Below are 22,511 nucleotides of genomic sequence, written 5' to 3'. Positions count from 1 at the left end.
AATGAAATACGCAAAAAACATACTAGAAACCATAGGTAATACACCACTTGTACAACTTAATAAAGTTACACAAGATGTAGATGCTCTGGTACTGGCAAAAGTAGAAACTTTTAACCCTGGCAACTCTGTAAAAGATAGAATGGCGGTTAAAATGATAGAAGATGCAGAGGCAGATGGCAGGTTACAACCTGGAGGTACTATAATAGAAGGAACATCTGGTAATACAGGTATGGGGCTTGCGCTTGCTGCTATTGTAAAAGGCTATAAACTTATTTGCGTAATTTCTGATAAACAGTCTAAAGAAAAAATGGATATATTAAGGGCAGTAGGAGCTAAGGTTGTGGTGTGCCCAACCGATGTAGATCCTACCGATCCACGTTCGTACTATTCCGTGTCAAAGCGTTTGTCTACAGAGACACCAAATTCTTGGTATGTAAACCAGTATGATAACCCATCGAATGCTACAGCACACTATGAGCAGACAGGTCCTGAAATTTGGGAACAAACAGAGGGTAAAATAACTCACTTTATTGTAGGTGTTGGTACAGGAGGAACGATATCAGGCGTAGGGAAATATCTTAAAGAGAAAAACCCGAATATTAAAATATGGGGTATAGATACCTATGGTTCTGTATTTAAAAAATATCATGAAACTGGTGTTTTTGACGAGAACGAAATTTATTCTTATATAACCGAAGGTATTGGCGAAGATATTTTACCTAAAAATGTAGACTTTTCTTTAATAGATGGTTTTACAAAAGTAACCGATAAGGATGCTGCTGTATATACGCGTAAAATAGCAATGGAAGAAGGAATCTTTGTGGGTAACTCTGCGGGTGCTGCAATTAAAGGATTATTGCAATTAAAAGAGCAGTTTAAACCTGAAGACGTAGTTGTAGTATTATTCCACGATAGTGGTAGTCGTTATGTAGGTAAAATGTTTAATGATGACTGGATGCGTGAGCGTGGTTTTCTTGAAGACGAGCCTACAAAAGCAGAAGACTTAATTAAAGAGCATGTAGATACCCCACTTGTAGTAGTACGTACAGAGGAGTTAGTGTCACACGCTATTGAAAGAATGCGTAAATATAAAATATCGCAAATTCCTGTTATGGATATTACAGGTTTTGTAGGATCTGTAGATGAAGCAGATTTATTTAGAAGTTATGTGGAAAACAAAGACATTGCCGAGAAACCTATAAAAGAAGTAATGGGTAGACCTTACCCAATAGTAAACGCTAATGCAGCTATAGAAGAAATAGCGAAGCTAATAAATAAAGATAACCAAGCTGTATTGGTAGATTTAGGTAATGGTAAACACCATATTATTACCAAATATGATATTATTGGTGCTATCAAATAAATAATAATTTATTATATTTAAAGAGCCTTAGGGCTCTTTTTCTTTTTATACATGACATTTACTGCTATAGACTTCGAAACCGCAACAGGGCATTCACATAGTGCCTGTGCTGTGGGTATTGTGACTGTAGAGGATAGTATTATCACTGAAGAATACTATACCCTCATTCAGCCACCTAATAATGAATATTGGTATCGCAATATAATGGTACATGGTATAAAGCCTGTTGAAACATTAGATAAGCCTATGTTTGATGACTTATACCCCGAAATACACAAGCGTTTGTTTGGTAGGAAAATTGTGGCTCACAATGAAGCTTTTGACCGTAATGTACTTGCTAAAACCATGCGCTGGTATGGCTTGTATTATGACGAACTAGAAATAGCTGACAAGTGGGAATGTACCTGCCGAATATATAGAGCCAAAGGGTATAAACCCGCTAACCTTAAAGCCTGTAGCGACCGTAACGGGATAGCTTTAAATCACCATGAAGCATTATCCGATGCACGAGCGTGTGCTAAGTTGTATATATTGCATGATAATCAGATGAAATTACATTTATAAAATTACGGAGTATTTTATAAATTTCTTTATTTTAGCTGCAATCCAACAGCAAAATGAAAGAAGACTTCCTCCACCATATCTGGCAGTTTAAAAAATTTGATATACAAAATTTAACCACTGTAAAGGGCGAACCTATCGAAATTATAAACTCGGGGCAATATTTACAGCAATCGGGTCCTGATTTTTTCAATGCACAACTGCGTATCGGTAGCCAAACTTGGGCAGGAAATGTAGAAATACACATCAAGTCATCCGACTGGTATTTACACAGTCACGAACGCGATGCCGCTTATGATAATGTAATACTACACGTAGTGTGGGAACATGATACGGAGGTAATACGTCAAGATACCACCGAGATACCCGTTTTAGAATTAAAAAATTATGTAGAGGCTCAGGTACTCAATAATTACAATGCACTATCATCAGCTAAAACTTGGATTTACTGCGAAAAAGAACTAGAAACACTTAACAGTTTTGTATTAGAAAATTGGAAAGAACGTTTATTTTTTGAACGGTTAGAACGCAAAGCATTGCCTATAGTACAGCTCGCGGCAGCAACTAATGGCGATTGGGAAGCGGTATTGTTTTGTTTTCTCGCAAAGAACTTTGGGTTAAATATTAATGGTGATACGTTTTATGCTATGGCAAAATCATTGCCTTTTAGTGTAGTACGCAAAGAAAGTTTTGAAGTAGAGAATTTAGAAGCATTACTAATGGGGAGCACAGGGCTTCTGGATGATAAGTGCGAAGATTTTTACCCAAAAGATCTTATTACAAGATATAATTATATAGTTACCAAGCACCGTTTAGAATTAGTACACATTAATAAACCTGAGTTTTTTAGACATCGCCCAGATAATTTCCCTACGATACGATTATCACAATTGGCGCAACTCTACCATGTTCATCAAAATTTGTTCTCGAAAATTATAACGCTCAACACTGTCGAGGATATTTATAAAATATTTTCTATAACAGTATCATCATATTGGCAAACCCATTACACATTTGATAAAGAAAGCTCAAAAAAGCGAAAAGCACTTACCAAATCGTTTATCGACCTTTTGATTATAAACACTGTTATTCCATTTAGATTTGCCTATGCCAAAAGCAGGGGAGAAGAAACGAGTGAAGAGTTATTGCAGTTGTTACAACAACTGCCACCCGAAAAAAATTCTATTATAGAAAAATTTAAACACTATAAAATACCTGTTACCTCGGCGTATGATACACAGGCTTTGTTACAGCTTAAAAATGAATATTGTAATAATAAACGCTGTATGCAATGCAGTATAGGGCTGGAGTTACTGAAAAAGTAATTTTTTTTTGATGTACCCTAAACAGGATTGTGTAAATTTGAAAACGTAATTTATAATATAAAAAACAAGTAATGTCATTTGTAACTAAAATACGTCACTTTTTTGAGCGCAACGGCTTTCATGTATCGTCGCGCCTTGCCGATAGGTTAGGTATGCGAGCTACTAATGTGCGTTTGTTTTTTATCTATATCTCGTTTGTAACGGTAGGGCTTTGGTTTGGCGTGTATCTAACACTGGCTTTTTGGCTGCGCCTGAAAGATATGGTTTACACAAAACGAACTTCAGTATTCGACTTATAAAATAGACCATAATGCAGCCATTCCGTTTTTTCTTTCACTATACAAAAGGGCAGCGCAAAGGCATCGTAGCATTATTATTACTTATAATAGTTGTACAAGCTACTTATTTTGTTACAACTTCTCGCAATTGGCAGAGTGAAGCAAGACAATCTGAAGAACAAAAAGAGTGGTTAGCCTTACAAACTCAAATAGATACTCTAAAAGCCCGAAAAGCTAAAGCAGCCTATAAAATATACCCTTTTAATCCCAATTATATTACCGATTATAAGGGCTATACATTAGGGATGAGTAATGCCGAAATAGACAGGCTTCACAAATTTAGGGAAACGAAAAAGTATGTAAATAGTGCCGAAGAATTTCAGGAAGTCACAAAAGTATCGGATAGTCTTTTAGAAAAGATAGCACCTTATTTTAAATTCCCCAGTTGGGTTAAAAATAAGAAAGGGAAGAGGGGGGCAAAGATATATCCATTTAACCCAAACTATATATCGGACTATAAAGCAAAGCTAATAGGTTTATCAAAACAAGAACTAGCACGTATTCGTAAATTTCGTAAAACGAATAAATATATAAATAGTGCTAAAGATTTTCAGGAGGTTACAAAAATATCGGACAGCCGCTTAAAAAAGATAGAACCCTATTTTAAATTCCCCGATTGGGTAACAGAAAGACAGAATAAGACTGTAGAGATTTATCCTTTTAACCCTAATTACATATCCGATTTTAAAGCACAACTGATTGGTTTATCTTCAAAAGAGTTAAAGCGAATTAGAGATTTTAGGGCAAAAAACAAGTATGTAAATAGTGCTGAAGAATTTCAGGAGGTAACAAAAGTATCTGATAGCTTATTGAAAGCGATATCACCTTACTTTAAGTTTCCAGATTGGGTAAATAAAAAGAATAATGCGGCAGTAATAGATATTAATAAAGCTACTGCCGATCAGTTAATAGCTATTTACGGAATAGGTCCTGTATATTCAAAACGGATATTAGAAAGAAGGGAACAGCTTGGTGCTTACGTAAGCATGGAACAAATGGACGATTTTGATTTTAGAGATTATACACCTAACACTAACGAAGAGCTTAAAAAACGTTTTACAGTTGTAGGGAAACCAAGGGTTAAAACAATAAATATCAATACAGCATCATTAAATGAATTGAGCTCTTTTCCTTATTTTAATGAAACTATTGCAAGTAATATAATTGCAAAAAGAAAGGTACAAGGAAGAATAGGTAATATTGAAGAATTAACAAAAATTAATGGTTTTCCTGTTGAAAAAGAAAAAATAATTGCCTTATATTTGAAATTCTAAAATAAAAGGTATAAAAATGAACTTCGACTATAGCGAAACACAGACAATGATTGCACAGTCAATCAGGGATTTTGCAGAGCAGCATATCCGTCCATTTATGAGAGAATGGGATGATACACAATTTTTCCCAGTAGATTTATTTAAAAAATTAGGAGAAATGGGCTTTATGGGTGTTCTTGTACCCGAAGAATTAGGTGGTTCAGGCTTAGGTTACCATGAGTATATTACCATAGTAGAAGAGATATCAAAAGTAGATCCGTCTATAGGGTTATCAGTTGCGGCACACAACTCGCTTTGTACTAACCATATTCTTACATTTGCTAACGAAGAGCAAAAAAAGAAATGGATACCAAAATTAGCAACTGCCGAGCATATTGGTGCTTGGGGATTAACAGAGCACAATACAGGATCTGATGCAGGTGGTATGAATACTACAGCTGTAAAAGATGGTGATTACTGGGTAGTAAACGGAGCTAAAAACTTTATTACACATGCAAAATCAGGAGATATTGCAGTAGTTATAGTGCGTACAGGAGAAAAAGGAGATTCTCGCGGTATGACTGCTTTTGTTTTCGAAAAAGGAATGGAAGGTTTTACCAGTGGTAAAAAAGAAGATAAATTAGGTATGCGCGCCAGCGAAACTGCCGAACTTATATTTGACAACTGTCGTATTCCTGATGCTAATAGACTTGGCGAAGTAGGAGATGGTTTTATTCAAGCTATGAAAATATTAGATGGTGGTCGTATATCTATTGGGGCTTTATCATTAGGTATTGCTAAAGGAGCTTATGAAGCAGCTCTTAAATACTCTAAAGAGCGTCACCAGTTTGGGCAACCAATAAGCAGCTTCCAAGGTATAGCATTTAAACTTGCTGATATGGCTACTGAGATAGAAGCATCAGAATTGTTATTACATAAAGCAGCTTATCTTAAAAATAATAATAGAAAAATGACTGTTGCTGGAGCAATGGGTAAAATGTACTCATCAGAGGTATGTGTGCGTGTTTCTAACGAAGCAGTACAAATACATGGTGGATATGGTTATACCAAAGATTATCCAGTTGAGAAGTTCTATAGAGACTCTAAACTATGCACTATAGGTGAAGGTACTACAGAGATACAGAAACTTGTTATATCTAGAAATCTATTAAAAGGATAGGATATTTAAAATATAAATGTCTAAAAAAGAGCAACTTAATCTAAGTTGCTCTTTTTTGTTTTAAGTTGTTAACATTACAACGTTGTAGTATTGTGTGTTTTGAAGAAGTGTTAATTATAGTGTTATTATTTTATATATTTAATCAACTAAAACATTATTAATTATGAAATATACATTTACATTATTTGCCTCAGTTCTGTTTTTATGGGGGTGTAGTAAAGATTCAGATGCTCTATATCAAGAAGAGCAAACCGCACAACTTCAAACACCTTTACATCAAGAAACAGCAAGCCGCTCCATTGGTTCAAAAGTAATGATGCAAGCATTCTATTGGGATGTTCCCGGTAATGGTGTTTGGTGGAACACGGTTTCGAGTAAAGTCCCTTCGTGGGCAAGTGCCGGTATTGATGCCATTTGGTTACCACCTGCCACTAAAGCTGCTGGTGGAGGATACTCTATGGGGTATGACCCTTTTGATTATTTTGATTTTGGAAGCTATAACCAAATGGGTAATACTGAAACGCGTTTTGGTTCGCTTAGCGAAATCCAATCATTAATCAGTACTGCGCATACTAATGACCTTAGTGTTATAGCTGATATTGTTGTTAATCATTGTAGTGGTGGTGCATCGCAATATAACCCATATACAGGAGGAAATACTTATACTGACTTTCAACCCGCCTCAGGATTGTTTGTACGCTCTTACAATGATTTTCATCCTAATGATGTACATGCTAATGATGCGGGTGCTTTTGGAGGTTACCCAGACATCTGTCATGATAAAGTATATGTGCAAGACTGGCTTTATAATAACAGTAACTCTATTGCTAAATATTATAAAAATGTAATGGGTTTTGATGGTTGGCGTTTCGACTATGTGAAAGGGTTTGAGCCATGGGTGGTAAAAAACTTTAAAAATGCTGTAGGTGGTTTTGCAGTAGGAGAGTACTGGGATGGTAACGCTGCTTTATTGGAAACGTGGACAGGACAAGCAGAGGCGAGTGCTTTCGATTTTGCGTGTTATTATAAAATGCGCGATGCTTTTAACAATAACGATCTTACGCAGCTTAATGGCGATATGTTGCTAAAGCGTAATTCATATAGAGCAGTAACGTTTGTAGCGAATCATGATACTGATGAAATATATACAAATAAATTATTGGCTTATGCTTATATATTAACTCACGAAGGATACCCATGTCTTTTTTATAGAGATTATGAAGATTGGTTAGATAAAAACAAATTAAATAACCTGATATGGATACATAACAACAAAGCATCAGGAGGTACAAGTTACTTGTATGCTGACAACGATGAGTATGTTGCTCGACGTGACGGAAGCCCTGGGATTATTGTGTATATAAATACTAGTAATTCATGGCAAGAGCGCTGGGTAGATACCAATTGGTCTAGTACCATAATTAAAGATTACACAGGTAATTCGGGGTGGGAGCCTACCACACAAGGCGATTCTTGGGTTAAAATACAAGCACCGCCAAACGGTTATACAATATGGTCGGTAAAATAAATAGATAAAAGCTTGGTGGGTTAATAGAAATTTGTAAATTTGCACCCTTAACGAGAGGAGGTGTTATATTATGTTAATTATACCAATTAAAGACGGAGAAAATATCGATAGAGCATTAAAGCGCTATAAAAGAAAGTTTGACAAAACTGGAGTTGTACGTCAACTAAGAAAACGTCAACAATTCACAAAACCATCAGTTGTAAGAAGGGTGCAAGTACAAAAAGCATCTTACATACAAGGTTTAAGAGATGCAGAAGAAAATTAATCCTTAATTTTTAGGATCAATAATACTAACCGTTACCAGTAAAAGTTTACTTTTGTTGGTAACGGTTTTTTTATATGATTAATTCTAAACAAGCATATGTTGATTACCTGTTAAAGGAAAAAAATTACTCCCCACTTACTGTTAGGGCGTATAGTGATGATGTTGTTTCTTTTGAAAAATTCATAAATGAACATGATTCTGATGCTGTGCTTGAAGAGGTTAATTATAGCCAAGTAAGAGGTTGGGTAGTTTTTTTGGTAGAACAAGAGGTGTCTAATACCTCTGTGAATAGGAAAGTATCTTCTTTAAAATCGTTCTATAAATTTCTTTTGCGATCTAAGCAAATTACTGTAAATCCGTTGCAAGAACATAAGTCGCTCAAGACAGAGAGAAAAGTTCAAGTTCCTTTCTCTGAAAAAGAATTGCAGGATGTTATAGAGAAAATAGAATATCCAGATGATTTTGAAGGAGTGCGGAATAGGCTTATTGTCGAATTGTTTTATACTACAGGTATGCGTCGTGCAGAGCTTATAGGGCTTAAAATGAATAGTTATAATGCTGTTACTAAAACGTTACGTGTTTTGGGTAAACGTAATAAAGAGCGGGTATTACCTGTATTGGGGTGTACGGCAGAACTTATTAATATTTATTTAGAAAAGCGTAAAGAGCTCAGCCTTGTGGGAGATTCTGAAATATTAATGTTAAATAATCGCGGAAATAAATTAAGCGAATCTTTTGTTTATAGGTTAATAAATAGTTACTTTAGTATTGTCTCTGGTAAGGTTAAAAAGAGCCCACATATTTTGAGGCACACTTTTGCTACACACCTTCTTAATAACGGAGCAGATTTAAATTCAGTAAAAGAATTATTAGGTCACGCGAGTTTAGCTTCTACCCAAGTTTACACGCATAGCAGTTTAGCTGAGCTTAAAAAAGTGTACGGGAAGGCGCATCCGCGTAATCAAAATAATCCATAATTTTTAACCATAAATAAGTATTGATTATGCAAGTAAATGTTCATGCGGTTAATTTTAATGTCGATCAAAAATTGATTGGCTTTGTTCAGGCTCGATTAGATAAGCTTGAGAAGTATTACGACAAAGTTGTTTGTTCAGATGTTTTTTTTAAATTAGATAACACAAGTGCAAAAACAAATAAAATAGCAGAAATAAAAGTTAATGTGCCTGGTGATGAGTTTATAGTTAAAAAGCAATGTAAAACATTTGAGGAAGCTGTAGAGCTTGCTGCTGATTCTATGGAGCGTTTGCTTGTTAAGAGGAAACAAAAGGTGAGAGCGAGCGCATAATGATAAAAATTTTATAAAAAAATGTTTTGATTAAAAAATAAATTATATACATTTGCAGTCCGTTAGAAATAGCGGACTTTTTTTATTGTAAGTCGCCGATGTAGCTCAGCTGGCTAGAGCAGCTGATTTGTAATCAGCAGGTCGTGGGTTCGAGTCCCTCCATCGGCTCAATATTTTTTGAAAAACTGAAGTTTAAAAAGAAAGGGGAGATACTCAAGCGGCCAACGAGGGCAGACTGTAAATCTGCTGGGAAACCTTCGCAGGTTCGAATCCTGCTCTCCCCACTAACTTTGAGCTAAGGCTTAAGGTTTTGCAGGCCGGTGTAGCTCAGTGGTAGAGTGCTTCCTTGGTAAGGAAGAGGTCACGGGTTCAAATCCCGTCATTGGCTCAAGTTTAGAAAAATTTGAACACTAATTATATAACTAAGATTAAATTATTAAATCATGGCAAAGGAAACTTTTGATCGTTCCAAACCCCACTTGAATATTGGTACTATTGGACACGTTGACCACGGAAAAACAACTTTAACTGCAGCTATTACTAAAGTATTATCTGACGCAGGTTTCTCTGAGGCAAGATCGTTTGATCAGATTGATAATGCTCCCGAAGAAAAAGAAAGGGGTATTACAATTAATACTTCTCACGTAGAGTATGCTACTGCTAACCGTCACTACGCTCACGTTGACTGTCCAGGTCACGCGGATTACGTAAAGAACATGGTTACGGGTGCTGCTCAGATGGATGGTGCTATCCTTGTAGTTGCTGCTACTGATGGTCCTATGCCACAAACTCGTGAGCACATACTTTTAGGTCGTCAAGTAGGTGTGCCTAGAATGGTTGTGTTTATGAATAAGGTAGATATGGTTGATGATGCTGAGCTTCTTGAGCTAGTTGAAATGGAAATCAGAGATCTTCTTTCTTTCTATCAGTATGATGGAGATAACGGACCAGTTATTCAAGGTTCAGCTCTAGGTGCACTTAACGGTGAGCAAAAATGGGTTGATACTGTACTTGAATTAATGAATGCTGTTGATGAGTGGGTTGAGTTACCTGCTCGTGATATCGAGAAACCATTCCTTATGCCTATAGAGGATGTATTTACGATTACTGGTCGTGGTACTGTTGCTACAGGTCGTATAGAAACAGGTATTGCTAATACAGGTGATGCTGTTGAAATTATTGGTATGGGAGCTGAGAAATTAACTTCTACTATTACAGGTATTGAGATGTTCCGTCAAATCCTTGATAGAGGTGAGGCTGGAGATAACGCAGGTATCCTTTTAAGAGGTATTGCTAAAGAAGATCTTAAGAGAGGTATGGTAATTGTTAAGCCAGGATCTGTTAAGCCACACGCTCACTTTAAAGCAGAGGTTTATGTTCTTAAGAAAGAAGAAGGTGGACGTCACACTCCATTCCATAATAACTACCGTCCACAGTTCTACGTTCGTACAACTGATGTAACAGGTACTATTTCTCTTCCTGCAGGAGTAGAGATGGTTATGCCTGGTGATAACCTTACTATTGAGGTGCAATTACTTAGCCCAATCGCACTTAGCGTAGGTCTTCGTTTTGCTATCCGTGAAGGTGGTCGTACAGTAGGTGCTGGTCAGGTTACTGAAATTCTTGACTAATTTCAATATTAGATAGATAAAAATAAAAAGCCAGCTTGGCGCTCAAAAGTGTCAGCTGGCTTTTAATAACAAACGGGTGTAGTTCAAGGGTAGAATACCGGTCTCCAAAACCGTTGATGGGAGTTCGAATCTCTCCACCCGTGCAAAAAACGTAATACAATGAAGGTTACTAATTATATATCAGAGGCATTTACAGAGTTAAAGGTTAATGTTACGTGGCCTGAATGGGCAGAAGTGCAGCGTTTAACTGTTATTGTTGCTGTTTTTTCGATATTATTCGCGTTATTAACATTTGGTATAGACCGTGGTTTCGAGGTTCTTGTTGCGAGAATATATGAGTTTTTAAATAAATAATTTTATTGTGATGACTGATAATAATGTCAATAAGTGGTATGTAGTAAGAGCGGTAAGCGGTCAGGAAAATAAAGTTAAAAACTATATTGAAACGGAAATAAGTAGACTAGGTATGTCAGATTATATTTCGCAGGTGCTTGTTCCTACTGAGAAAGTAGTGCAGGTTCGTGACGGAAAAAAAATCGTTAAAGATAGAGTTTATTTTCCAGGTTATGTAATGGTTGAAGCTAACTTAACGGGTGAGATACCTCATATTATAAAATCTATTACAGGTGTAATTGGTTTTCTTGGAGAAACAAAAGGCGGCGATGCTGTTCCTTTACGTCAATCTGAAGTAAACAGGATGCTAGGTAAAGTAGATGAGTTATCTGTAAGAACAGATACAATGTCCATTCCTTTTACAATGGGCGAAACTGTAAAAGTTATAGATGGTCCTTTTAATGGATTTAACGGTACAGTAGAAAAAATAAATGAAGAGAAGCGTAAACTAGAAGTTATGGTGAAGATCTTTGGTAGAAAGACTCCGCTAGAGCTTAGTTTTATGCAGGTAGAGAAAGTATAATTTTTGTTACATATATAAATCACATCATTCGCTTCCAATGAAGATGTGCTAAATCTTTTAAAGAAATGGCTAAAGAAATTAGTAAAGTAGTTAAACTACAAGTTAAGGGAGGTGCCGCGAATCCATCGCCACCGGTTGGACCTGCTTTGGGGGCTGCTGGAGTTAATATCATGGAGTTCTGTAAGCAATTTAATGCTAGAACTCAAGATAAACCCGGTAAAGTTTTACCAGTACAAATTACTGTGTATAAAGACAAATCTTTTGATTTTGTCGTTAAAACGCCACCAGCTGCAGTACAATTGCTGGAAGCTGCCAAGCTAAAGTCGGGTTCGGGAGAACCAAACCGTAAAAAAGTAGCAAGTGTTACTTGGGATCAAATCAAAGGTATTGCTGAAGACAAAATGGCCGACCTAAACGCTTTTACAATAGAGAGCGCAATGAGTATGGTTGCTGGTACAGCAAGATCTATGGGGATAACAGTATCAGGAGAAGCTCCTTTTTAATCGCAAAAAGACAAAAAAGAAATGGCAAAATTGACAAAAAAACAAAAAGAGGCTGCTTCAAAAGTTGAGAAGAATAAATTATATTCTTTAAAAGATGCATCTGCATTAATTAAAGAAATTGCTTCTGCAAAATTTGATGAGTCAGTTGATATCGCAGTACGTTTGGGTGTAGATCCAAGAAAAGCGAATCAAATGGTAAGAGGTGTTGTTACGCTACCACATGGTACGGGTAAGGATACAAAAGTACTTGCTCTTGTAACTCCAGATAAAGAAGCTGAAGCTACTGCTGCTGGAGCTGATTATGTAGGATTAGATGAGTACTTACAGAAAATAAAAGACGGATGGACAGATGTTGATGTTATCATCACTATGCCAAGTGTTATGGGTAAACTAGGTCCTTTAGGTAGAATATTAGGTCCTCGTGGCTTAATGCCAAACCCTAAAACTGGTACTGTAACTATGGATATTGCAAAAGCTGTTCAAGAAGTTAAAGCTGGTAAAATTGACTTTAAAGTTGATAAAACTGGTATTGTTCATGCAGGAATCGGTAAAGTATCTTTTGATGCTAATAAGATTCAGGAAAATGCAAACGAGATATTACAAACATTGCTAAAATTAAAACCAACTGCTGCAAAAGGTACTTATATTAAGAGTATATATCTTTCTAGTACCATGAGCCCAGGTATTGCCTTAGATCCTAAAGCGGTATAATTGGTAGTTAAAAATATTTATTATGACCAGAGAAGAAAAATCAAGAGTTATTGAAGATTTAACTGCACAGTTAGCCGGGACAAACGTAGTTTACGTTGCTGATATTTCGGGACTTGATGCAGATACTACTTCAAACTTAAGAAGAGCTTGTTTTAAAGCTAATATTAAGTTAGAGGTTGTTAAAAATACCTTGCTTGCAAAAGCAATGGAGTCTTCTGATAATAATTATGGCGAATTGCCATCAGTACTTAAAGGGAACACTTCTATAATGATTGCAGAGAACGGTAACGCTCCAGCAAAAGTTATTAAAGAGTTTCGTAAGAAAGCTGATAAGCCTATTCTTAAAGGGGCTTATATTAATGAAGCAGTATTTATTGGTGATGATCAGATTGATTCTCTTATCACTCTTAAATCTAAAGAAGAAGTTATTGGTGAAATCGTCACTATACTTCAATCTCCTGCTAAAAATGTTATCTCTGCCCTTAAATCAGGTGGTGGTAAAATTGCAGGAATCATTAAAACATTATCTGAAAAAGAAGGATAATATTTTCGCGAGTACGCACTTAATAAATTATATATTACAAACTATTTAAAACGATAGAAAAATGGCAGATTTAAAAGAATTCGCAGAGCAATTAGTTAACTTAACAGTTAAAGAAGTTAACGAGCTAGCTACAATATTAAAAGATGAGTATGGTATCGAGCCTGCAGCTGCTGCTGTAGCTATGGCTGGTCCTGCTGCAGGTGGTGAAGCTGCTGCTGCTGAAGAACAAACAGAATTTACTGTAGTACTTAAAGAAGCTGGTGCTTCTAAACTTGCTGTAGTAAAAGCTGTTAAAGAACTTACAGGTCTTGGTCTTAAAGACGCAAAAGACTTAGTAGACGGTGTTCCTGCAAACGTAAAAGAAGGTGTATCTAAAGATGAGGCTGAAGGTCTTAAAAAATCTCTAGAAGAAGCCGGAGCTGTAGTTGAGCTTAAATAAGCCCTCTTAGGTTAAGAATTCCAGGTTTAGGCCTTGAGAAGTACTCTCAAAGGCCTAAACCATTTTTCGTATAATAACATTTTATACGTTTCTATATATATTATTTTAATCAAAATTTTGTCCATTGATGATAACAAATCAGACTGAAAGATTAAATTTTGCCTCAACAAAAAATATCCCAGATTACCCGGATTTTCTTGATATTCAGGTGAAATCGTTTAAGGATTTTTTCCAGCTTGAAACAAAGTCAGATGAAAGAGGCAACGAAGGTCTTTATAACACCTTCATGGAAAACTTTCCGATTACTGATACCAGAAATCAGTTCGTACTGGAGTTCCTTGATTACTTTGTTGACCCGCCACGCTATACAATTGAAGAGTGTATTGACAGGGGGCTTACTTACAGCGTGCCGTTAAAGGCAAGATTAAAGCTGTATTGTACAGATCCTGAACATGAGGATTTTGAAACTATTGTGCAGGATGTTTATTTGGGTACTATCCCATATATGACTCCGAGTGGTACCTTTGTTATCAACGGTGCAGAGCGTGTAGTTGTATCTCAACTTCACAGATCGCCAGGTGTTTTCTTTGGTCAGTCCTTCCACGCAAATGGAACAAAATTGTATTCTGCAAGAGTTATACCTTTTAAAGGTTCTTGGATAGAATTTGCTACTGATATTAACAGTGTAATGTATGCTTACATTGACAGGAAGAAAAAACTTCCTGTAACTACACTATTCAGAGCAATAGGGTTTGAAAGGGATAAAGACATTCTAGAAATATTTGACCTTGCCGAAGAAATAAAAGTTTCTAAAACAGGGCTTAAAAAATATATTGGCAGAAGACTTGCTGCACGTGTACTTAATACATGGCATGAGGATTTTGTTGATGAAGATACAGGGGAAGTTGTGTCTATAGAGCGTAACGAAATTATATTAGATAGAGATACTGTAATTGACAAAGAAAATGTTGAAGAAATTATAGACTCTAATGTAAAAACGATACTGCTTCATAAAGAGGATAATAATCAAGCAGATTATGCTATTATCCACAACACGTTACAAAAAGACCCTACAAATTCAGAAAAAGAAGCTGTAGAGCATATTTACCGTCAGTTGCGTAATGCAGAACCGCCTGATGAAGAAACAGCTCGTGGCATTATAGATAAATTGTTCTTCTCAGATCAACGTTATAACTTAGGTGAAGTTGGTCGTTATAGAATGAATAAAAAACTTGGTCTTGATATAGCTATGGATAAGCAAGTGCTTACCAAAGAGGATATCATTACTATTGTAAAATATCTTATTGAGCTTATCAACTCTAAAGCAGAGATTGATGATATTGATCACTTATCTAACCGTCGTGTAAGAACAGTTGGTGAACAGTTATCAGCTCAGTTTGGTGTAGGTCTTGCTCGTATGGCAAGAACTATAAGAGAGCGTATGAACGTTAGAGATAACGAGGTGTTTACACCAATAGACCTTATCAATGCTAAAACATTGTCGTCTGTTATCAACTCGTTCTTTGGTACTAACCAGCTTTCTCAGTTCATGGATCAAACAAATCCATTGGCAGAGATAACGCACAAAAGAAGATTATCTGCGCTTGGTCCAGGTGGTCTATCTAGAGAGCGTGCAGGTTTCGAGGTTCGTGACGTTCACTACACACACTATGGTCGTTTATGTCCAATTGAAACACCTGAAGGACCAAACATTGGTTTGATATCTTCTCTTGGTGTATATGCAAAGGTAAACGGAATGGGCTTTATAGAAACGCCTTACCGTAAAGTAACTGAAGGTAGAGTAGATTTAGAGTCTACTCCAATATACTTAAGTGCAGAAGAAGAAGAAGGTAAACTTATAGCGCAGGCTAACATTGAAATGGATGAGGATGGTAACATCACACCAGAAAAAGTTATTGTGCGTGAAGAAGGTGACTTCCCTGTTGTAGAGCCTAAATCTGTAGATTATACGGATGTAGCGCCTAACCAGATTGCATCTATATCGGCATCGCTTATTCCGTTCCTAGAACATGATGATGCGAACCGTGCATTGATGGGATCTAACATGATGCGACAAGCAGTACCATTATTGCGCCCAGAAGCGCCTATCGTGGGAACAGGCTTGGAACGTCAAGTAGCTTCAGATTCAAGAGTACTTATAAATGCCGAAGGCGATGGTACTGTTGAGTATGTAGATGCTAACAAGGTTACTATTAAATATGACAGAACAGATCGTGAGCGTACAGTAAGTTTTGATCCTGATGATAAAACATATAACCTAATTAAGTTTAGAAAAACTAATCAAGGTACAAGTATTAACCTAAAACCGATTGTAAGAAAAGGTGACAGAGTTAGTAAAGGACAAGTACTTTGTGAAGGTTATGCTACTGAAAATGGTGAACTTGCTCTTGGTCGTAACCTTAAAGTGGCGTTTATGCCATGGAAAGGGTATAACTTTGAGGATGCGATTGTAATCTCTGAAAAAGTTGTTAGGGATGATATCTTTACTTCGATACACGTAGATGATTACTCATTAGAAGTAAGAGATACTAAATTAGGAAATGAGGAATTAACCAATGATATACCTAACGTATCAGAAGAGGCAACTAAAGACCTTGATGAGAACGGTATGATTAGAATTGGTGCCGAGGTTAAACCAGGTGATATTCTTATTGGTAAAATTACTCCTAAAGGAGAAAGCGACCCAACACCAGAGGAGAAACTGTTAAGAGCCATATTTGGTGATAAAGCAGGAGATGTAAAAGATGCTTCATTAAAAGCATCGCCATCACTTAGAGGTGTTGTTCTTGATAAAAAATTATTTGCACGTGCCGTTAAAGATAAACGTAAGCGTACAAAAGATAAAGATGATTTAGGTAAACTTGAACTTGAGTTCGAAGTAAAATTCAGCGAGCTTAAAGACAGGCTTATAGATAAATTATTTAATATAATAAATGGTAAAACATCTCAGGGTGTAATGAACGATCTTGGCGAAGAAGTACTTCCAAAAGGTAAGAAATTTACACAAAAGATGCTTTATGCTGTTGAAGATTTTGCTCACTTAACTAAAGGACAGTGGACTACAGATGATGAAACCAATGCTATGGTTAATGATCTTATCCACAACTATAAAATTAAGCTGAACGACCTTCAAGGAGCATTAAGAAGAGAGAAGTTTACTATTACAGTAGGAGATGAACTTCCTTCAGGAATATTAAAACTTGCTAAAGTTTACATTGCTAAGAAACGTAAACTAAAAGTAGGTGATAAAATGGCAGGACGTCACGGTAACAAAGGTATTGTTGCAAGAATTGTACGTCACGAAGATATGCCATTCCTTGAAGACGGTACTCCTGTAGATATTGTACTTAATCCACTTGGTGTACCATCTCGTATGAACATCGGGCAGATATATGAAACCGTATTAGGTTGGGCAGGTATGAACTTAGGCAGAAAATTTGCTACTCCTATTTTCGATGGTGCTACGCTAGACCAAATTAACGGATTTACTGATGAAGCAGGAATACCAAGATTTGGGCATACTTACCTATATGATGGAGGAACGGGAGATCGTTTCCACCAGCCAGCAACAGTTGGGGTAATATATATGCTTAAACTAGGACATATGGTTGATGATAAGATGCACGCACGTTCTATAGGGCCGTACTCACTTATTACACAACAACCTCTTGGAGGTAAAGCACAGTTTGGTGGTCAGCGTTTTGGAGAGATGGAGGTTTGGGCTCTTGAGGCTTATGGTGCATCTAGCACGCTTAGAGAGATACTAACCGTTAAATCAGATGACGTTATAGGAAGAGCTAAAACTTACGAAGCTATCGTTAAGGGAGAAGCTATGCCAGAACCAGGATTGCCAGAATCGTTCAATGTATTGATGCATGAACTGAAAGGGCTTGGGCTTGACATCAGATTAGAAGAATAAAAATTTCCACGGGAGTGGCACTACTGTGCTACTCCCTTTTATAGTGTTTTTAATAAATCGATAGATCTATATCACATGACGAGATTAAAAGATAAAAATACCGTTAAAAGATTCAATAAGATATCTATAGGCCTTGCATCGCCAGAGTCTATACTTGCTGAGTCAAGAGGTGAGGTTCTTAAACCTGAAACCATTAACTATCGTACACATAAACCAGAAAGAGATGGCTTATTTTGTGAGCGTATTTTTGGTCCAGTAAAAGATTTTGAGTGTGCCTGTGGTAAGTACAAACGAATCCGATATAAAGGAATTGTTTGTGACCGATGCGGTGTAGAAGTTACAGAGAAGAAAGTTCGACGTGACAGAGTAGGGCATATTAACCTTGTTGTGCCTATTGCACATATATGGTATTTCCGTTCGTTACCTAACAAAATAGGTTATATACTTGGTCTTCCTTCTAAGAAATTAGATATGATTATATACTATGAAAGGTATGTAGTTATACAGACAGGTATTGCCAAAAATGTTGATGGCGAATCGCTTAATAAAATGGATTTCCTTACAGAAGAAGAATATCTAAATATATTAGATACCCTTCCTCAAGAAAATCAATATTTAGACGATACAGACCCGAATAAATTCATCGCTAAGATGGGTGCGGAATGTATTATGGACTTGTTGGCAAGAATAGATCTTGATGAACTATCTTACAACCTGCGCCATAGTGCTAATACAGAAACGTCTAAACAACGTAAAACAGAAGCACTTAAGAGACTACAAGTTGTAGAATCTTTCCGTGAGTCTAATAAAAACAGGGAGAACCGCCCTGAGTGGATGATACTTAAGGTAATACCAGTTATTCCACCAGAGCTTCGCCCATTAGTGCCACTTGATGGTGGTCGTTTTGCAACATCAGACCTTAACGACCTTTATAGAAGAGTTATTATACGTAATAACCGTCTAAAAAGGCTTATGGAGATAAAAGCACCAGAAGTTATCCTTCGTAATGAGAAGCGTATGCTACAGGAATCTGTAGATTCACTTTTTGATAATACTAGGAAAGCATCTGCTGTTAAAACCGAATCTAACAGACCACTAAAATCATTATCAGATTCATTAAAAGGTAAACAAGGACGTTTCCGTCAAAACCTTCTAGGTAAACGTGTTGACTATTCTGCACGTTCGGTAATTGTTGTTGGGCCAGAAATGAAACTTTTTGAATGTGGTATTCCTAAAGATATGGCTGCTGAGCTGTACAAACCATTCGTTATCCGTAAATTGATAGAGCGTGGTATTGTTAAAACAGTAAAATCAGCTAAAAAAATTATAGATAAAAAAGAGCCTGTAGTATGGGATATCCTTGAAAATGTAATTAAAGGACACCCTATATTACTTAACCGTGCTCCTACGCTTCACCGTTTGGGTATCCAAGCATTTCAGCCAAAACTTATTGAAGGTAAAGCAATACAGCTTCACCCATTAGTATGTACGGCATTTAATGCGGATTTTGATGGTGACCAGATGGCGGTACACCTTCCTTTAGGGCCAGAGGCTATACTAGAGGCACAATTATTAATGCTTGCTTCGCACAATATCCTTAACCCTGCTAATGGTGCACCTATTACAGTACCATCTCAGGATATGGTACTGGGTCTATATTATATGACCAAAGAACGTTTATCTACAGAAGAGGTTAAGATTAAAGGTGAAGGTTTAACATTCTACTCTGCCGAAGAGGTGAATATTGCCATTAACGAAGAAAAACTACACCTGAATGCTCGTATAAAAATACGTGCTAAAGATTTTAATGAAGAAGGTGAACTTGTTTATAAAATTATACAAACTACAGCAGGTAGAGTACTCTTTAACGAGGTTGTACCAGAAGCTGCAGGATTTATAAATGAAGTATTGACTAAAAAGTCATTAAGAGATATTATTGGTAAGATATTAAATGTTACCGATGTTCCTACTACTGCGGCATTCCTTGATAGTATGAAGGATATGGGGTATAAATTTGCATTCCGAGGTGGACTATCTTTCAGTCTTGGAGATATTATTATTCCGCCAAGAAAGCAAGAACTTATTGCCGATGCAAATGGGCAAGTAGACGCTATCTCTGTAAACTATAATATGGGTCTTATTACCAATAACGAACGTTATAACCAAGTTATTGATGTATGGACTTCTACTAATGCAATGCTTACTGAGCTAGCAATGAAAAACATTCGTGAAGACCAACAAGGGTTTAACTCGGTGTTTATGATGCTTGACTCTGGAGCTAGGGGTAGTAAAGAACAAATTCGTCAGCTTACAGGTATGCGTGGTTTGATGGCTAAGCCTAAAAAATCGACTGCCGGTGGTGGTGAAATTATTGAAAACCCGATTCTTTCGAACTTTAAAGAAGGACTTTCGATTCTTGAGTACTTTATTTCTACTCACGGTGCTCGTAAAGGTCTTGCGGATACGGCTCTTAAAACGGCAGATGCTGGTTACTTAACAAGAAGGCTGCATGACGTTTCTCAAGATGTTATTGTGAACTCTGTAGATTGTGGTACATTAAGAGGAATTGAAGTTTCTCCATTAAAGAAAAACGAAGAGATAGTAGAAACACTTGGCGAAAGAATATTGGGTCGTGTAGCATTGCAAGATGTTATTAATCCATTAACGTCAGAAGTGATTATACACGCAGGTGAACAAATAACCGAAGCTGGTGTAAAAGCCGTAAATGCTGCTCCTATCGAAAGAGTAGAAGTACGTTCTCCGTTAACTTGTGAGGCTACTAAAGGTATTTGTGCTAAGTGTTACGGACGTAACCTTGCAACTGGTAAAATGACCCAAAGAGGTGAAGCTGTTGGTGTAATCGCAGCACAATCTATTGGTGAACCAGGTACACAGCTTACACTTCGTACTTTCCACGTTGGGGGTACTGCAGGTAACATTTCTGAAGAATCAAGTATCACTACCAAATTTAAAGGTAAACTTGAAATTGAAGATCTTAAAACTGTTGTGGGCGAAGACAGCGATGGTAATAAAGTAGATATCGTGGTATCACGTTCTACCGAGTTGAAATTGGTTGACGAAAACACAGGAATATTATTAAATACACACAATATACCATACGGTTCTAGTATTTATGTAAAAGATGGCGAAGTTGTAGAACAAGGCGCTGTAATATGTAAGTGGGACCCTTATAATGGTGTAATTATATCTGAGTTTACAGGTAAGATTGCTTATGAAGATATCGAGCAAGGACAATCGTTCATGGTTGAGATTGATGAGCAAACTGGATTCCAAGAAAAAGTAATTTCAGAATCAAGAGCTAAGAAATTAATACCTACATTATTAATCTACGGAAAAGATGGCGAGCTTATTCGTTCGTATAATCTTCCTGTAGGTGCTCACCTTATGGTAGATAATGGAGAGAAAATTAAGGCTGGTAAAGTACTTGTTAAGATACCAAGACGTTCATCTAAAGCAGGTGATATTACTGGAGGTCTACCAAGAATTACAGAGCTTCTAGAAGCACGTAATCCTTCTAACCCTGCTGTAGTATCAGAGATTGATGGAGTGGTTTCATTTGGTAAAATCAAAAGGGGTAACCGTGAGATTATTATCGAATCGAAATTTGGCGAAATCAAGAAATATCTTGTAAAACTATCTAACCAGATATTGGTACAAGAGAATGACTATGTGAAAGCTGGTTTACCACTTTCTGATGGTGCTATTACTCCAGAAGATATATTAAGAATACAAGGACCATCTGCAGTACAGCAGTATCTTGTAAACGAAATTCAGGAAGTGTATAGACTGCAAGGTGTGAAGATTAATGATAAGCACTTTGAAGTAGTTATTCGTCAAATGATGCGTAAAGTGCGTGTTCAAGATCCAGGAGATACTCTTTTCCTAGAAGATCAACTAATACACACTAGAGACTTTATCGTAGAGAACGATAAGCTTTACGGAATGAAAGTAGTAGAAGATGCAGGTGACTCTGAAAACCTTAAAGCAGGGCAAATTATTTCGCCACGTGAGTTAAGAGATGAGAATTCATTACTAAAACGTACTGATAAAAACCAAGTAGTAGCAAGAGATGTAATTACAGCTACAGCTACGCCAATACTTCAGGGTATTACAAGAGCATCGCTACAAACTAAGTCGTTTATCTCTGCTGCATCGTTCCAGGAAACTACTAAAGTACTTAATGAGGCTGCGGTAGCTGGTAAAATAGATACATTACAAGGTCTTAAAGAGAACGTTATTGTAGGACACAGAATACCAGCAGGTACAGGTATGAGAGATTATGATAGCATTATTGTAGGTTCTAAAGAAGATGTAAATGATTTATTAACCCCTACTACGGAGGAAGTAAACTATTAAATACTAAAATACAATGAGTGACCAAAAACAACAACCAGGGCAAATAAATATTGAACTGGACGAGAAAACAGCCGAAGGAACGTACTCTAATCTTGCTATAATAAACCATTCCTCATCAGAGTTTGTGGTCGATTTTGTAGCGATGATGCCAGGTGCACCTAAAGCCAAAGTAAAATCGCGCATTGTGTTAACGCCACAGCATACCAAAAGATTGCTAAAAGCCTTAGGCGAAAACATTAATCGTTTTGAAACTGCCCATGGCAAGATAAGCGATACTGAACAGCCTTCGATTCCGTTAAGTTTTGGTCCTGCAGGACAGGCGTAATATAAA

20 protein-coding genes and 4 tRNA genes are annotated in these 22,511 nt (G+C 36.7%); all 24 read left to right on the top strand.

What is annotated here, in order from left to right; genetic code table 11:
* The first annotated feature begins 1 nt into the window (after nucleotide 1).
* Nucleotides 2-1,363, top strand: coding sequence for a pyridoxal-phosphate dependent enzyme (locus DVK85_RS00830; RefSeq protein ID WP_114676614.1), 1,362 nt, complete (start codon nucleotides 2-4; stop codon nucleotides 1,361-1,363).
* 51 nt (nucleotides 1,364-1,414) lie between these two features.
* A complete protein-coding gene (locus tag DVK85_RS00825; protein ID WP_114676613.1) occupies nucleotides 1,415-1,927 on the top strand; it encodes a 3'-5' exonuclease in 513 nt (170 codons plus the stop codon).
* Nucleotides 1,928-1,980: 53 nt separating this feature from the next.
* Nucleotides 1,981-3,249, top strand: a complete 1,269-nt coding sequence (locus DVK85_RS00820) for a DUF2851 family protein (protein ID WP_114676612.1) — start codon at nucleotides 1,981-1,983, stop codon at nucleotides 3,247-3,249.
* A gap of 71 nt (nucleotides 3,250-3,320) precedes the next feature.
* Nucleotides 3,321-3,548 carry a PspC domain-containing protein gene (locus DVK85_RS00815; protein WP_114676611.1) on the top strand — a complete coding sequence of 76 codons (228 nt, stop codon included), beginning with the start codon at nucleotides 3,321-3,323 and terminating at the stop codon, nucleotides 3,546-3,548.
* Between the two features lie 11 nt (nucleotides 3,549-3,559).
* Nucleotides 3,560-4,861, top strand: a complete 1,302-nt coding sequence (locus DVK85_RS00810; protein WP_114676610.1) for a helix-hairpin-helix domain-containing protein — start codon at nucleotides 3,560-3,562, stop codon at nucleotides 4,859-4,861.
* Between the two features lie 16 nt (nucleotides 4,862-4,877).
* Nucleotides 4,878-6,020 carry an acyl-CoA dehydrogenase family protein gene (locus DVK85_RS00805; RefSeq protein ID WP_114676609.1) on the top strand — a complete coding sequence of 381 codons (1,143 nt, stop codon included), beginning with the start codon at nucleotides 4,878-4,880 and terminating at the stop codon, nucleotides 6,018-6,020.
* A gap of 163 nt (nucleotides 6,021-6,183) precedes the next feature.
* Entirely contained in the window at nucleotides 6,184-7,548 is a 1,365-nt protein-coding gene (locus DVK85_RS00800) for an alpha-amylase (RefSeq protein WP_114676608.1), read from the top strand.
* A gap of 70 nt (nucleotides 7,549-7,618) precedes the next feature.
* Nucleotides 7,619-7,813 carry a 30S ribosomal protein S21 gene (gene rpsU, locus DVK85_RS00795; protein WP_114676607.1) on the top strand — a complete coding sequence of 65 codons (195 nt, stop codon included), beginning with the start codon at nucleotides 7,619-7,621 and terminating at the stop codon, nucleotides 7,811-7,813.
* A 74-nt stretch (nucleotides 7,814-7,887) separates the two neighbouring features.
* Nucleotides 7,888-8,790 carry a tyrosine-type recombinase/integrase gene (locus DVK85_RS00790; protein WP_114676606.1) on the top strand — a complete coding sequence of 301 codons (903 nt, stop codon included), beginning with the start codon at nucleotides 7,888-7,890 and terminating at the stop codon, nucleotides 8,788-8,790.
* A 26-nt stretch (nucleotides 8,791-8,816) separates the two neighbouring features.
* Nucleotides 8,817-9,119 carry a ribosome hibernation-promoting factor, HPF/YfiA family gene (gene hpf / locus DVK85_RS00785; protein WP_114676605.1) on the top strand — a complete coding sequence of 101 codons (303 nt, stop codon included), beginning with the start codon at nucleotides 8,817-8,819 and terminating at the stop codon, nucleotides 9,117-9,119.
* Nucleotides 9,120-9,213: 94 nt separating this feature from the next.
* A tRNA-Thr gene (locus DVK85_RS00780) sits at nucleotides 9,214-9,287 on the top strand.
* Between the two features lie 35 nt (nucleotides 9,288-9,322).
* Nucleotides 9,323-9,403 (top strand) — tRNA-Tyr (locus DVK85_RS00775).
* Nucleotides 9,404-9,435: 32 nt separating this feature from the next.
* Nucleotides 9,436-9,507 (top strand) — tRNA-Thr (locus DVK85_RS00770).
* Between the two features lie 55 nt (nucleotides 9,508-9,562).
* The gene (gene tuf / locus DVK85_RS00765; RefSeq protein WP_114676604.1) at nucleotides 9,563-10,750 is read left to right on the top strand and encodes an elongation factor Tu; all 1,188 of its coding nucleotides are present in this window, start codon (nucleotides 9,563-9,565) and stop codon (nucleotides 10,748-10,750) included.
* Between the two features lie 72 nt (nucleotides 10,751-10,822).
* A tRNA-Trp gene (locus DVK85_RS00760) sits at nucleotides 10,823-10,893 on the top strand.
* A gap of 16 nt (nucleotides 10,894-10,909) precedes the next feature.
* Nucleotides 10,910-11,104, top strand: coding sequence for a preprotein translocase subunit SecE (gene secE / locus DVK85_RS00755; RefSeq protein WP_114676603.1), 195 nt, complete (start codon nucleotides 10,910-10,912; stop codon nucleotides 11,102-11,104).
* 10 nt (nucleotides 11,105-11,114) lie between these two features.
* Nucleotides 11,115-11,666, top strand: a complete 552-nt coding sequence (gene nusG, locus DVK85_RS00750; RefSeq protein ID WP_114676602.1) for a transcription termination/antitermination protein NusG — start codon at nucleotides 11,115-11,117, stop codon at nucleotides 11,664-11,666.
* 65 nt (nucleotides 11,667-11,731) lie between these two features.
* The gene (rplK, locus tag DVK85_RS00745) at nucleotides 11,732-12,169 is read left to right on the top strand and encodes a 50S ribosomal protein L11 (protein WP_114676601.1); all 438 of its coding nucleotides are present in this window, start codon (nucleotides 11,732-11,734) and stop codon (nucleotides 12,167-12,169) included.
* 21 nt (nucleotides 12,170-12,190) lie between these two features.
* Nucleotides 12,191-12,880 (top strand): 50S ribosomal protein L1, encoded by a 690-nt coding sequence (rplA, locus tag DVK85_RS00740; RefSeq protein ID WP_114676600.1) that lies wholly within the window; start codon nucleotides 12,191-12,193, stop codon nucleotides 12,878-12,880.
* Between the two features lie 22 nt (nucleotides 12,881-12,902).
* Nucleotides 12,903-13,424, top strand: a complete 522-nt coding sequence (rplJ, locus tag DVK85_RS00735) for a 50S ribosomal protein L10 (protein ID WP_114676599.1) — start codon at nucleotides 12,903-12,905, stop codon at nucleotides 13,422-13,424.
* 61 nt (nucleotides 13,425-13,485) lie between these two features.
* Entirely contained in the window at nucleotides 13,486-13,863 is a 378-nt protein-coding gene (rplL, locus tag DVK85_RS00730; RefSeq protein WP_114676598.1) for a 50S ribosomal protein L7/L12, read from the top strand.
* A 127-nt stretch (nucleotides 13,864-13,990) separates the two neighbouring features.
* On the top strand, nucleotides 13,991-17,803 hold the full coding sequence (gene rpoB, locus DVK85_RS00725; protein WP_114676597.1) for a DNA-directed RNA polymerase subunit beta: 3,813 nt from the start codon (nucleotides 13,991-13,993) through the stop codon (nucleotides 17,801-17,803).
* A 75-nt stretch (nucleotides 17,804-17,878) separates the two neighbouring features.
* Nucleotides 17,879-22,180 carry a DNA-directed RNA polymerase subunit beta' gene (rpoC, locus tag DVK85_RS00720; protein ID WP_114676596.1) on the top strand — a complete coding sequence of 1,434 codons (4,302 nt, stop codon included), beginning with the start codon at nucleotides 17,879-17,881 and terminating at the stop codon, nucleotides 22,178-22,180.
* Nucleotides 22,181-22,193: 13 nt separating this feature from the next.
* Nucleotides 22,194-22,505, top strand: coding sequence for a DUF3467 domain-containing protein (locus tag DVK85_RS00715; RefSeq protein ID WP_114676595.1), 312 nt, complete (start codon nucleotides 22,194-22,196; stop codon nucleotides 22,503-22,505).
* Nucleotides 22,506-22,511 lie beyond the last annotated feature (6 nt).

Source organism: Flavobacterium arcticum, from assembly GCF_003344925.1.
Classification (GTDB): Bacteria; Bacteroidota; Bacteroidia; order Flavobacteriales; family Flavobacteriaceae; genus Flavobacterium; species Flavobacterium arcticum.
Note: the sequence above shows the minus strand (reverse complement) of the source record. Positions and strands in the feature narration are given on the sequence as shown.